The following is a 12,975-nucleotide window of genomic DNA, read 5'->3' as shown; positions in this document are numbered from 1 at the left end:
CGGCCCATTAAGCCTGTGCCATTTGATCAATGACACAGTCATGGCGCTGTACTTTCTGCGGGTCGGCTTGGACATCATGCGAAATAGTCGACGGCCAGCTTTCGTCCTCATATCGAAAGCAGTGCCACCGATTATATCGTTCATCTAGGCTCTATCATCAAGCCAGGCTGCTCGCAGTCAGGCGATCACCAATGCGCGAGATCGCACTCGGCGGACAAGATTGGAGCGCGGCCGATAAGTGAACCGCCTGTAAGCGAAGTCGAGGAAGGCCGGTTTCGCGCAGCCTTCTTCGTGCCTACCCTATTGCGTCCTGCGGGTACGATCCCAAAAGCAGTAAAGCCGCGCGTGCGAAGGATATAGACACTAAGTTTGGGTTGTCTGCTGGTCCGGGAGGCGCGCAAGTAGACCCCGCGGCACTTGAGCGACGTGAATGCCGGCCGCGCGGAGGAAAACGTCATGGATGTGTATGAGGCAGTGACAAGCCGCCGGTCTGTGCGAGGGTTCAAAGACGAGCCTGTGTCGAGGGAGATACTGGAACGCGTGCTCGACGCGGCTTCTTGGGCGCCATCCGGATCGAACATCCAGCCGTGGAACACTTACGTCATTACCGGCGCGCCGCTGGTCGAGCTCAAGACGTCCGCTGTCGAGCGCGTCGCCCATGGCGATCCCTGGGACGAGCGACAGTACGAGATGTACCCGTCCTCGCTGAAGTCCCCGTATGCGGATCGCCGGTCAGCTTTCGGACGAGAACGCTACAGCGCTCTCGGTATTGCACGTGAGGACTGGGAGGCGCGCCAGCGCGCAGCCATTGCCAATTGGAACTGTTTCGGCGCACCCGCCGCCCTGTTCTGCTACATCGACCGCGACCTAGGGCGACCTCAATGGGCCGACGTCGGCATGTATCTTCAGACAGTCATGCTGCTGCTCCGCGCCGAAGGCCTGCACAGTTGCCCGCAGATGGCGTGGTCGCAGGTTCGCGAGTCTGTCGCGGAGATCCTATCGCCCCCGGACGGGCTGATTCTCTACTGCGGCATGTCGATCGGATACGAGGACCCCACCGTTAGCTATCCTCGGACGGGTCGAGTTCCGCTCGCCGAAACGGTCACGTTTGTGGGGGATTAGTCCAAAGGTGCAGCGCCGGGCCGGAAACGGGGAAAATGATCAAGGCTCAATTGGGAATGAGCCAGCGGCGCCAAGGCGCTGATTCTGCGACCTGCGACTCGACTCATTTGATTCCCGTCCCATGTGAGTCTGTCGAGACATCGAGAGGTACTGCGTCATGGACAATCTTCACAGCTCGACACCGATCCGCCCGCTTCACGTCGAGATCGACGGCGCGGCGAAATATCGCCAGGCCCATAGCGTCGAGGATCTCGCCGCTTTTCTGCTGAGCGAAAAGTGGCCGCATCTCGAAAACGATCCCGCCGCATTCCACCATGCGCTCGCGACCTCGATGGATGCCATGCAGCTCTATCTCGATCCGGAAATTGCACGCCAAGCCTTCGTGGCGGCGGCACATGCATCGAGAATGCATGTCCTTCCGGATGACATGAAAGAAAAGAAGGCCGGCAAACGATGACATAAGCCCCCAGGTGGGCGACGGCATCCGCGATAAACCAGGTTGCCGCGGCAAGCTTGCATGCGCAGCGTGCCGCTGGTACCGATGATCAACTCTTGGAGATGCCTATGCTTGCCGCCCGCCTCACCTGCAATTCGCCGGCCGTGTCGCCGGAGATTTCAGCCTGCTGCCTAGCCCAAGGCTGAAGCTCAAGCGCGTCTCGGCCAATGATCGCCTTCGAAAGGCGTCATCTCCAAAGCTGAGAAACTCATGATCATTTCCCTTACATCGAGCGCCTTCGATGCGCTCGCCGATGGCGTTGTGCCGTCGGGCCTTCGTCTCCTGCAGGATAGCGCTATCGCACCACGGGAGGTCCTGTGCATGCTCTCCGATCTGAACCGCGCCATCGCGGCCGATTTCACTCCATCTGCCTGGATGATCGTCGATGGCGACGAGGTCGTCGGCCTCTGCTCGATCATCAGACCTCCTGAAAATGGCGAACTGCATATCGGTTACGGCGTCGCGCCCTCGCGTGAAGGCCGGGGGATAGCGACCGCAGCCGTCGCGGAACTGCTGGACTGGGCGCGCAGCGACCCTCAAGTCAAAAGCGTGTCTGCAGAAACGGCCGTCGCCAACGTTGCCTCCCAGCGCGTGCTGGAGCGCAACGGCTTTTCACCGACGGGGCGAAGGAGCGACCCCGAAGACGGTCCGCTCATCTGCTGGGCGGTTGCCACTTTGTGACGACGTCGATGAGGGAGTGGCATTGTCCTCTCCCTCGTGACGGTCGGCGGGATTGGCAGACGCTCCAACCCTGTGCGACACCGTCAGCTGACGTCGGCGGCTTGCGGAGGGGACAGGCCGGCTGATCCAGCGCTCAAAAACAAATGCTGAGGAGTGACGCGGGCGGCGCTCGTTCCGTCGCTTTGTTGCGGCCTTCCGCTTACATATCCGGCCGCTCGATTTTCTGATCAGCCGAGGACGGATGACAGAAATTCGCGTGTCCTCTCCGCTTGCGGCGAACCGAATATCTTGTCCGGCGCGCCCTGCTCGCAAATGCGACCCTTGTCGAAGAAACAGACGCGATCCGATACTTCTCGAGCAAAGCGCATTTCATGGGTGACGAGCAGCATGGTCAGATCATGTTCATGTGCCAGTCCGCGGATGACGGACAGCACTTCGCCGACCAGTTGTGGATCGAGCGCCGAGGTTGGCTCATCGAAAAGCAGAACGCGTGGACGCATGGCAAGCGCCCGGGCAATCGCCACGCGCTGTTGTTGCCCGCCGGAAAGCTGTACCGGATAGTGGTCCTTCTTATCGGCCAGCCCCACCATTTGCAGCAGTTCAATCGCACGTGCTTCCGCTTCCGCGCGCGCCATTCCCAGCACCCGCACCGGCGCTTCGACAACGTTGCGAAGGACCGTCATATGAGGAAAGAGATTGAAGCTCTGAAAGACCATGCCGACGTGATTGCGGATCTGGCGCAGGTGCTTTTCCGAGGCTTGGAAAGGACCTTTGCCGCCCGCCTCGTGGTAGGACGTGCCGGCCAGGGTCAGCGTGCCCTCCTGGAACGGCTCGAGCGTCATCAGGATGCGCAAAACCGTGGATTTACCGGAGCCGGATGGTCCGATCAGGGTGACCTTTTCGCCTTTCGCAACACTAAAATTGAAGTTGTCGAGTACGGTCAGAATACCGAAACGCTTGGTGACGTCGCGAAATTCGATAATGGGTTGCTCGGAGGTATCGGTCATCGCAAGGGTATTCCTGCTTTAGGAAGAGCTCTCTGCAGGCGGTGGAGGCCGGCCGAGCAGATCAGCGTCAGGAGAAGGAAGATCACGCCGACAAGGGTCAGCGGCACAAGATATTCGAACGTGCGCTCGCCAATCATGTTGGCAAGCCCCATCATTTCGAGAACGGTCACGACGGAAAGAACCGGCGTTTCCTTGATCATGGCGACGAGATAGTTGCCCATGGCCGGCACGATGCGTGGAACAGTCTGCGGAATGACGACATCGCGATACGTCTGCATGCGCGACAGGTTGAGCGCGGTTGCTGCTTCCCACTGCCCGCGCGGTATGGCTTCGATGCCGCCGCGATAGACTTCTGACGTATAGGCCGCATATTGCAGACCGAGCGCCAGTGCGCCGGTGAGGAACGCGGGCAGCACGATACCGAAATCGGGCAGCACGTAGTAGAGAAAGAACAGCTGCACCAGAAGCGGCGTGTCGCGCAGGAATTCGACGATGAGCGCGGTTGTCCAGGAGATTGCTATGATGCGGCTGCGACGCAGCAGAGCGAACACCAGGCCAAGCACCAGCGCAATCCCGAAGCCGGCAGCGGCCGCCTTTAACGTGACCGTCAACCCGATCAGGATGATCGGGAGGATCGAGGTCGTGTAAGTGACCCAGGTCGTTGTGTCCCACTCGTAACCATACATCATTGCTATCCTTACGAATGGCCGCCGCGGGGAAAGACATCGCCGCGTCGTACAAAGTGCTCGATCACGCGAACGGCTGCCATCAGGACAAGCGACATGGCGAAGTAGCACACGAGCGTGACCGAATAGATGCTGGCGCTATCCAGCGTGATGTTGCGGATGGATTGGGCTGCGAAGGTAAGATCGGCAATCGAGATCAATGAGACCAGCGAGGACAGCTTCAGCGTTTCGATGGCGAGGTTGCCGAAGGCCGGCATCATTTCGACGACGGCCTGCGGCAGCGAAATGCGAAAGAGGGTCTGGACGCGGTTGAAGTTCAAGGCCCGGGCGGCTTCCAGCTGCTGCACGGAGACCGACAGGAGCGCCCCGCGGACGATTTCGGCGCCATAGCCGCCGACATGGGCGGCCAATACCAGGATGCCGGTGGTGATCGGATCGAAACTCAGGCCGACCAATGGCAGCGCGTAATAGAACCAGAACAGCTGAACGAACAGTGACGTCCCACGAAATACTTCCGTGTAACACAGCGCGACGGCCGACAGGACCGGTCCTCCCTCGACACGCAGGATGCCGAAGACGAAAGCGAGCAGCGCGCCACAGACGATCGCTGCCACGGTGATCGTCATCGTCACAATAGCGCCGTGCCAAATCATGGGAAGATAGGCTGTCCAGCTCATCTGGCGTTCTCTCCGAATGAAAGCAGGTGGCGCCCAGTTCGGGACCGGGCGCCTTTGTCGTTACTTCCCGGCGCAGAGATCGGCGACGTTCTTCTCAGCTGCTGCCGCAATGCTCTGTTCCGACAGACCGTACTTCATGAGGATCTTCTTGTAGTCGTCCGTCTTTCGGAACGCGACAAGCGCAGTGTTGAACGCGTCGCGCAATTCCTTGTCTTCCGGACGGAAGGCAAAGCCGCCGTAGTTGCGGACCGGTGCCTCCTTGACGATCGGGTCCTTGAACGGCGCGACCTGCTCGACATTGGCCTGATCCTTGGCGAGCGCGGAGACCGTCAGCTCGGTGGCCGCATAGGCATCGACGCGGCTCTGTACAGTTGGGATCGCATCGGCATTCGCCGGAATGAAGACGATCTGGTCGTCCTTGACGCCGACGGCGCGCAGGAAGTCGACATTGTTTGCGCCCGAAACCACCGCAACTTTCAAGGACGGGTCCTTGGCGATGTCGGCATAGGTTGTCAGACCCTTCGGATTGCCCTTTTTGACCAGCAGTCCCTCGCCGTAGGACGAGTTGGGTTCCGTAAAGGCGACCTGCTTGCAACGCTCGGGGGAAATATTCTGCTCTGCGGCAGCAAAGTCGAAGCGACGCGCCTTAAGGCCCGGGATGAGCGTGCCGAAGGGCGTCACCGTCCAGTTGATTTCCTCGATGCCCATGGATTTCAGGACGGCATTGGCAACATCGGGGCCGATGCCGGCAGAGGTGCCGTCCGGCTGCATATAGGAATAGGGGACCTCGTTGGCTGTGGCGGCCCGGATAAATCCCTGCTTCTTGGCCTCTTCGACGGTCAGTGCGCTGGCCGATGTGACGCCGATGCCGAGCGCAAGCGCGGAAAGGCAAATGGTTTTTGAGATGCGCATTCGAATTCTCCTCTGGTTAAGGTTTTGTGGTCCGTTTTCGGATCTCACGTCTTTCGTCTGGTCAGGTTTTCTCCGTGATCGTTGCGATGACGGAAAGGCAGTCGCCGGCTTTGATCAGGCCGGGCACATGGCGGGCCGCGAGCACGCCGTCCATGGCGGCGCGGTATTCGATTGGCGCAACACCTGTCTTCCCTACGGAATACACGCGGGCGACGATTTCGTTCCTTTTGACCGGCTCGCCCAGATCAAGGGCAAAGGCGATAAGTCCGTCGTCCTCGGCAAAGGTGAAGCAGTCGTCCGATGGCATATCCAGCCAGCGGGTCGGTCGAGCGTCGGGCGCGCCCGTCAGGATTCCGGCATGGCGCAGGAGATTGAGGCTGCCCTTCCGCGCGATCTCGATCGTACGCGCACTTGCCGTGCCCGCCCCGCCAAGCTCGGTGGTGACGAAAGTCTTTCCCATTTCCTCGACCGTCGTATCCAGCATGCCGACAGCATCGATCTCCAGCATCCTCATTGAATAGGGGGCAGCGAACGCCGCCACCGCTTCAAAACAACGCGCTTCCTGATCCTTGTCGGGCAGTTCGTGGGCTGCGGCATAGGGGAGGAAGTCGAGCGTCCTGCCGCCGGAATGGAAGTCGAGCACGATGTCGGCTACCGGGATCAAGTGACGTGTCACGTAATCGGCGATCTTCTCCGTTACCGTGCCATCCGGGCGACCTGGAAAGCTGCGGTTCAGATTTCCGCGATCGATCGGCGATGTGCGTGTACCGGCCCGGAACGCCGGGTAATTGAGCGCCGGGACTATGATGATGCGTCCGTTGACCTCCGAAGGATCGAGCGATTGCGCCAACTCGAAGAGGGCGGCTGGTCCTTCGTATTCGTCGCCATGATTGGCGCCGGTCAGTAGAGCGGTCGGGCCTTCGCCATTGGCGATGACGCAGACCGGGATCATGATCGAACCCCAGGCGCTGTCATCGCGGCTGTAGGGTAGGCGCAAATGCCCGTGCTGCACGCCCTTCGCGTCGAAATCGACGGAAGGGGCGATTGGCGAGGGACGAGGCGTGCCGGTCAGCATCCCATCAGCCCTTCACGAACAATTGGCGCGGCACGTTTGACAGGCATTCCACGCCTGTTTCGGTGATCGCAATGCTTTCGGTGATTTCGAGCCCCATGTCCTCGAGCCAGAGACCGGTCATGAAATGGAAGGTCATGCCAGGCTTCAGTTCCGTGCGGTCGCCCGGGCGCAGGCTCATGGTGCGTTCGCCCCAGTCCGGCGGATAGGAGAGACCGATCGGATAGCCGGTGCGGTTGTCCTTGATGATCCCGTATTTCTTCAGAACGGCGAAGAAGGCGTTGGCAATGTCCTCGCAGCTATTGCCCGGCCTTGCTGCGGACAGGCCCGCTTCCATGCCTTCGAGCGTCGCCTTTTCCGCATCGAGAAAGGCTTGGGTCGGCTTGCCGAGAAACACGGTGCGCGAAAGCGGGCAGTGGTAGCGTTTATAGGCGCCGGCGATCTCGAAGAACGTCCCTTCGCCCGAGCGCATCGGCTTGTCATCCCAGGTCAGGTGTGGCGCGGAAGCGTCCGCACCCGATGGCAGCAACGGCACGATCGCCGGATAGTCACCGCCGAATTCGTGCGTCCCGCGAATGCCTGCGTCATAGATTTCGGCGACGAGATCGCATTTGCGCAAGCCGGGCTCGACGACCTCGACAATGCGCTTGTGCATCAGCTCGACGATCTTGCCCGCCTTGCGCATATAGTCGAGCTCGGTCGAGCTCTTGACCGCGCGCTGCCAGTTGACGAGACCCGCCGCATCCTTGAAGCGGGCATTGGGCAGATGCTTTTGCAGAGACGCGAAGGCGGCGGCCGAGAAGTAGTAGTTGTCCATCTCGACGCCGACAGTCAGGCTCGACCATTTCCGCTCATCGATGATCTGCGCCAGGAGATCCATCGGGTGGCGCTCGGTCGACTGGACGTAGTGATCCGGGTAGCCGATGATATTGTCATGGTTCAGATAGGCGGTGCGCTTGGCGCCATTGGCATCCTGCTTGCGACCGTACCAGATCGGCTCGCCGCTCGGCGGCACCAGAACGCATTGATGCACATAGAAGGACCAGCCATCATAGCCGGTGAGCCAGTGCATGTTGGACGGATCGGTGACGATCAGGAGATCGATCCCCGCCTTTTCCATCGCCTGACGGGTCTTCGACAAGCGCGCGGCATATTCCTCGCGCGTAAAATTCAGCGTCACGCTCACGCTGCATCTCCCATTTTGATGTCGTTTTCGATCGTCCGGCCGCTTCCTGCGTCTCTTGCGCGGGCAAGTGCCAGATTGGCGATGGCAGTGTCCTGCACGCCTGTGCCTGTGAGGTCTGCGAAGGTTATGTCGTCTGCGCTCGACCGACCGACCGCCGTGCCGGCGATCACGGTTCCGAGTTCGGCAAACTGCTGGTCCAGCGTCACTGCGCCGGCCTTGATGGCATGGTGCAGTTCGCCGAGAATGCGGGTCTGCGAGAGCCGATCTGCAACGTAAGCGGCGCGAGCAAAGACGGCGGGGTCGATCTCGTTCTTGTGCTCTGCGTCCGACCCCATTGCTGTCAGATGCTGACCGGGTTCAAGCCATTCGGCCATCAGGATCGGTTTTTCTGCCGGTGTCGTCGTGACAACGATATTCGCGCCTCGGATGGCTTCACGCGGATCGGCAATGGCGGCGACCTCGATCGCGTGGTCGCGAGCGAAGTCTGAAGCAAGCGTCTTGGCCTTTGCGCGGTCGCGTGCCCAGATCCGGGCCGATTTGATCGGTCGTACAAGCATGAGAGCTTCAAGCTGCAGTCGCGCCTGCATGCCTGCACCGAAGATCGTGGCAACGCGGGCGTCTTCACGCGACAGATGGCGTGCGGCGACCGCACCGGCCGCTGCCGTGCGCACATCCGTCAGATAGCCACTGTCGAGAAGAAGGGCTTCGACCAGCCCGGTCTTCGCGCTCAACAGGATCATCAGTCCGTTGAGGCTTGGCAGGCCGATCTTGGGATTATCGAAGAATCCGGGGCTGACCTTAATGGCGAAACCGTCGAAACCCGGCACATAGGCCGTCTTGACGTCCACCTCGCCACGAAACTCCGGAATGTCGAGGCGCAGGATCGGCGGCATGGCAACGGCTTTGGTCGCGAGCGCAGCGAAGGCCTGTTCGACACAATCGACCGCGGAGACATCGAGCTTGACGACAGCGCGAAGGTCTTTTTCCATCAGAATGCTGATGCGGCTCATGTGGCAGCCTCCGCGAGGATTCTCTGGTGCAGGGCCGGGTCAATGTTGCCGCCTGAGATGATGAGAGCGGCAGGGCCGGAAACTGCGATCTTGTTTGCGAGTATGGCGGCAATACCGACCGCGCCGGCACCCTCGACGGTCATGTCCTCCTGTCGCGCCGCATGTCGGATCCCCTCGGCGATCTCGTCTTCAGTGAGAAGGACGATATCGTCGAGCAGATCGCGGCAAAGCGTGAAGGTCACATGGTTTGAAAGACCGATGCCGCCGCCCAGCGAATCCGCCAGCGTTTCCTCCTCTCGGATCGCGACAGGCTTGCCGGCGGCGATCGCCGCATGCATAGCCGCGCCACGCTCCATCGATATACCGATGACGCGAGCTTGCGGCTTCAAGGCCTTGATGGCAACGGCAACGCCGCCAGCAAGACCACCGCCGGAAAGAGGCACGAGCACGGTTGCGAAATCGGGAAGGTCCTCGACAATTTCGAGGCCGATCGTGCCTTGACCGGCAACGACGTCCGCATCGTCGAAGGGCGGGATCGGCGTGAGGCCACGGCTCGCGGTCAGGCGCTCGGCTTCCACCTGGGCATCGTCCTGCGATGTGCCGATGATGCGGATCTCGGCGCCGAGCGCTCGGATCGCTTCGACTTTGTTGACGGGAACGAGCGATGACATGCAGATGGTGGCGGGAACGCCGAGTTCGCGTGCGGCATAGGCGACGGCGCGACCGTGATTGCCTGTCGAGGCAGTGACGAGACCACGCTTGCGTGCCGCGTCATCCAGCGAGAGGATCGCGTTCATCGCGCCGCGCAGCTTGAATGCGCCGATCGGCTGGCGTGTCTCGAGCTTGAGATGGACGGGCTGGCCGGTGCGCTCAGACAGAGAACCGGAGTAAACGAGCGACGTGCGCGTCACCCGGCCGAAGATGCGGGCGGCAGCCCGCTTGATGTCCGCCAGTGTGACTGGCAGCACCTTTTCTTCGGTCGATCTGGACAGGAATTCGCTCTTCATGATTGTCATGTTGAGAGCGAAGTAAAATCATGTCAATTATTTTATTGTAATGATTCAATGATTGTCTTGGGCGGACTCTATCCGATGGCACCGATGTCATAGACCGGTGGCAATTGCTCGAAGGCCTGCCGTACGATCGTCAGTGCCCTGGCCAGGCTTGCATGGTTCATGCGTCCGCCCAGACAGATGCGAATGCCGCCGCCATGGCCGGGTCCGGCAATGAAGGGTTCGGACGGCGTGACCGCGACATTCTGGTTGGTCAGTGAACGGACCAGCCCGTCCTCGGTCCAGTACGGCGGAACTTTGAGCCAGGCGCAGAGCGAGAGCGGATGACTGGAGGCGATATGGTCTCCGAGGATTTCACTGGCGATAGCTTGGCGCGCTCGCGCTTCGTCACGCTGGATTTCGACCAACCGCTGAGCCGTGCCGTTCTCGACCCAACGCGTGGCGATTTCGCCGGTTAGATAGGTCCCGCTCCAGCTCGAGACACGCAGGATCGAGGCGGCGCGAATGGAATAGGCGGGTGGAACAACGAGATAGCCAACGCGCAACCCCGTCAGCACCGCTTTGGTGAAGCTCGTGACGAAGAAGCCGAGGTCGGGCAGCATCTCAGTGATCGACGGCAGGTCTTCCTCGATCAATGGGCGATAGACCTCATCTTCGATGACGAAGAGGCCATATCGCGCCGCAATCACGGCTATCTCGCTCCTGCGGGCCGCGCCCGTGACATGACCCGTCGGATTATTGAGGGTCGGGATCAGCACCAGGGCTCGGACACCGCCTGCAGCACAAACGGCCTCCAACGCATCGGGTAAAATGCCCTCATTGTCTGTCGGCAAACCCTTCAGGCTGAAGCCAAGGACGTTCGAAAGCCCGATGATGCCGTGATCGGTGAGATTCTCACACAAGACGATATCGCCGGAGCGGACAATGCAGCTTAAGGCGAGAAAAATGGCATGGGCAGCACCATTGGTGACGAGGATGCGCTCTACCCCGGCAGTGACCCCGAGCATGCGCAACCAGGCGCGCGCCGTTTCCCGGTGGTGATCAAGGCCTGCGACGGGGCGGCACGGGCGCATGAAGCTCGCATTGTCGCCATCGGCGAGCTCACGAAGAATCTCGCGCGATGCGGTCTCATGTGCATCGAGATAGACGCCGCGGATAATGGAAAGATCGAGCACCTCGTTGGCGCTATGATCAAGCATCATGCGCCCGGCCCGGTCCGTAACCCGTGTCTTCACGAAAGTGCCGCGACCGATCTCACCGCTCAGATAGCCGAGCCGTTCAGCCTCCTTGTAGGAGAGGCTGACGGTCTGGACGGAAAGGCCAAGTTCACGCGCAAGATCGCGATGCGTCGGCATGCGATCCATTGGCTTGAGCACACCGGCATCGATATCGGCGATGATGCGCTCGGTGAGTACTGCATGCTTCGTCTCGCCTTTTTGCTTGGCGAGGCTTGGTCGCCAGACCACCGGCTTCGTCGCCGTAGTCGGAGAAGTGTTTAGCGGATTGGCTTGACGGCGCATGAAATTGTCTCGTTTTGAGGACGATCATTTCATGACATTATGCACGCTTCTTCTGAAAAGATGAAGCGCTTTGCATGTCGAGCCGTGATTGCTTCAGAAATAATCACGATCATCTCGACTTTGCTCGCAGATCGGCAGTTGCGGGCGAGAGTTTCTCGCCCGCCGGCCATGCTTCCATCAGATCTTCTCGCCAGCCTTGATCAATTCGTCCATCACGGAGCGGACGGCGGATTCAGCAATAGTGATGATTTCGTCGACTTCGTCCTTCGTCGTGACGAGCGGCGGGGCAAAACCCAGGATATCGCCATGCGGCATGGCACGGGCAATCAGCCCCCGACTGCGCGCCGCCTTCGAGATCCGTGCACCGACAGTCATGCCGGGCGCAAAGCGCGTCTTTCTTTCCCGATCGGCCACGAATTCGATTGCGCCCATCAGGCCGACGCCTCGCACTTCACCCACGATCGGGAGCTGAGCAAACTTGGTCTTCAGCTGCTCCTGGAAATAGCTACCGACGGTGCGGGCATTCCCCGGCAGATCCTCCTTCTCGACGATGTCGAGAACGGCGTTCGCCGCTGCGGCGCCGATCGGGTGACCGGAATAAGTGTAGCCATGCGAGAAAGAGCCGACGCGATCAGCCCCTTCTTCCATCACCTTGTAGACCTTTTCGCCGACGATTGCGCCCGACAGCGGAAAATAGGCGGAGGTGAGACCCTTGGCGACGGTGATCAGGTCGGGTTCGATGCCGTAATGCTGCGATCCGAACATCGAGCCGGTACGTCCGAAACCGGTAATGACTTCGTCGGCAATGAGCAGGATGTCGTATTTCTTGAGGATCTTCTGTATCTCCTCCCAATAGCCCTGTGGCGGCGGCGTGATGCCGCCGGTGCCGAGCACGGGTTCGGCGATGAAGGCACCGATCGTGTCCGGGTCTTCACGCAGGATCAGGGCTTCGAGCTCGTCAGCACGGCGTTTGGAAAATTCACGTTCCGTTTCGCCGGCTTCGGCGCCCCAGTAGAAATGCGGTGCACCCGTGTGGACAATGCCCGCACGCGGCAGATCCATATGGTCATGGTAGAAACTCATGCCGGTCATGGAGCCGGAGACGACGCTGCAACCATGATAGCCGCGTTCGCGGGAGATAATCTTCTTCTTGTTCGGCTTACCGCGCAGGTTGCTGTAATACCAGACGAGCTTGGCTTGCGTTTCGTTGGCGTCGGAGCCCGACATGCCGTAGAAGATCTTGCTCATCTTGCCGGGCGCCATTTTCACCAGCCGATCGGAAAGGATCGCGAGCTCATCCGTCGTGTGGGCGGCATAGGTGTGGTAGTAGGCGAGGCGATAGGCTTGGCGTGAAATGGCCTCGGCGACCTCGGTACGGCCATAGCCGATATTGACGCAGTAGAGGCCGGCGAAACCGTCGATCAGCTGCTTGCCGTGCGCATCCTGAATGCGGATGCCCTTGCCGGTTTCGACGATCGTCGGATCGCCCATCTTGCCGCTGGCGAAATCCTTGAGCTGCGTGAAGGGATGCAGGACCGAATTACGGTCCATCTCGGCGATCTGATTGGGATTGACGGTCATGGCGCGGATCCT

Annotated in this window: 13 protein-coding genes; 3 read left to right on the top strand and 10 right to left on the bottom strand. The window is 60.4% G+C overall.

The window, feature by feature from the left end; genetic code table 11:
• Positions 1–456: 456 nt before the first annotated feature.
• The 3 genes from LVY75_08830 to LVY75_08820 all read left to right on the top strand — a co-directional run bounded on the left by LVY75_08830 (position 457) and on the right by LVY75_08820 (position 2,299).
• On the top strand, positions 457–1,122 hold the full coding sequence (locus LVY75_08830) for a nitroreductase (protein XAZ21370.1): 666 nt from the start codon (positions 457–459) through the stop codon (positions 1,120–1,122).
• Between the two features lie 157 nt (positions 1,123–1,279).
• Positions 1,280–1,579 carry a DUF982 domain-containing protein gene (locus LVY75_08825; protein ID XAZ20215.1) on the top strand — a complete coding sequence of 100 codons (300 nt, stop codon included), beginning with the start codon at positions 1,280–1,282 and terminating at the stop codon, positions 1,577–1,579.
• 228 nt (positions 1,580–1,807) lie between these two features.
• The gene (locus LVY75_08820; protein ID XAZ21369.1) at positions 1,808–2,299 is read left to right on the top strand and encodes a GNAT family N-acetyltransferase; all 492 of its coding nucleotides are present in this window, start codon (positions 1,808–1,810) and stop codon (positions 2,297–2,299) included.
• 227 nt (positions 2,300–2,526) lie between these two features.
• On the opposite strand, the gene ehuA is transcribed toward LVY75_08820, so the two are convergent.
• From ehuA to LVY75_08770, 10 genes are all read right to left on the bottom strand, one after another.
• Positions 2,527–3,306 (bottom strand): ectoine/hydroxyectoine ABC transporter ATP-binding protein EhuA, encoded by a 780-nt coding sequence (gene ehuA, locus LVY75_08815; protein ID XAZ20214.1) that lies wholly within the window; start codon positions 3,304–3,306, stop codon positions 2,527–2,529.
• Positions 3,303–3,995, bottom strand: coding sequence for an ectoine/hydroxyectoine ABC transporter permease subunit EhuD (gene ehuD / locus LVY75_08810; GenBank protein ID XAZ20213.1), 693 nt, complete (start codon positions 3,993–3,995; stop codon positions 3,303–3,305). Before ehuD ends, ehuA begins: the two co-directional genes overlap by 4 nt.
• Before the next feature lie 8 nt (positions 3,996–4,003).
• Entirely contained in the window at positions 4,004–4,669 is a 666-nt protein-coding gene (gene ehuC, locus LVY75_08805; GenBank protein XAZ20212.1) for an ectoine/hydroxyectoine ABC transporter permease subunit EhuC, read from the bottom strand.
• Between the two features lie 60 nt (positions 4,670–4,729).
• On the bottom strand, positions 4,730–5,581 hold the full coding sequence (gene ehuB, locus LVY75_08800; protein XAZ20211.1) for an ectoine/hydroxyectoine ABC transporter substrate-binding protein EhuB: 852 nt from the start codon (positions 5,579–5,581) through the stop codon (positions 4,730–4,732).
• A gap of 61 nt (positions 5,582–5,642) precedes the next feature.
• On the bottom strand, positions 5,643–6,656 hold the full coding sequence (doeB, locus tag LVY75_08795; protein XAZ20210.1) for a N(2)-acetyl-L-2,4-diaminobutanoate deacetylase DoeB: 1,014 nt from the start codon (positions 6,654–6,656) through the stop codon (positions 5,643–5,645).
• A gap of 4 nt (positions 6,657–6,660) precedes the next feature.
• Positions 6,661–7,839, bottom strand: coding sequence for an ectoine hydrolase DoeA (gene doeA, locus LVY75_08790; GenBank protein ID XAZ20209.1), 1,179 nt, complete (start codon positions 7,837–7,839; stop codon positions 6,661–6,663).
• Positions 7,836–8,849 (bottom strand): ectoine utilization protein EutC, encoded by a 1,014-nt coding sequence (gene eutC, locus LVY75_08785; GenBank protein ID XAZ20208.1) that lies wholly within the window; start codon positions 8,847–8,849, stop codon positions 7,836–7,838. The genes doeA and eutC overlap by 4 nt, the downstream gene beginning before the upstream one ends.
• Complete coding sequence (gene eutB, locus LVY75_08780; protein ID XAZ20207.1) at positions 8,846–9,865, bottom strand: hydroxyectoine utilization dehydratase EutB; 1,020 nt, start codon at positions 9,863–9,865, stop codon at positions 8,846–8,848. Before eutB ends, eutC begins: the two co-directional genes overlap by 4 nt.
• A gap of 68 nt (positions 9,866–9,933) precedes the next feature.
• Positions 9,934–11,382 carry a PLP-dependent aminotransferase family protein gene (locus LVY75_08775; GenBank protein XAZ20206.1) on the bottom strand — a complete coding sequence of 483 codons (1,449 nt, stop codon included), beginning with the start codon at positions 11,380–11,382 and terminating at the stop codon, positions 9,934–9,936.
• A 177-nt stretch (positions 11,383–11,559) separates the two neighbouring features.
• Positions 11,560–12,963: an aspartate aminotransferase family protein gene (locus tag LVY75_08770; protein ID XAZ21368.1), complete on the bottom strand. Its 1,404-nt coding sequence runs from the start codon at positions 12,961–12,963 to the stop codon at positions 11,560–11,562.
• Positions 12,964–12,975 lie beyond the last annotated feature (12 nt).

It is taken from the genome of Sinorhizobium sp. B11, assembly GCA_039725955.1.
Lineage (GTDB): Bacteria > Pseudomonadota > Alphaproteobacteria > Rhizobiales > Rhizobiaceae > Rhizobium.
The sequence above is the reverse complement of the archived record's forward strand: the minus strand, read 5'-3'. Positions and strand labels throughout refer to the sequence as shown.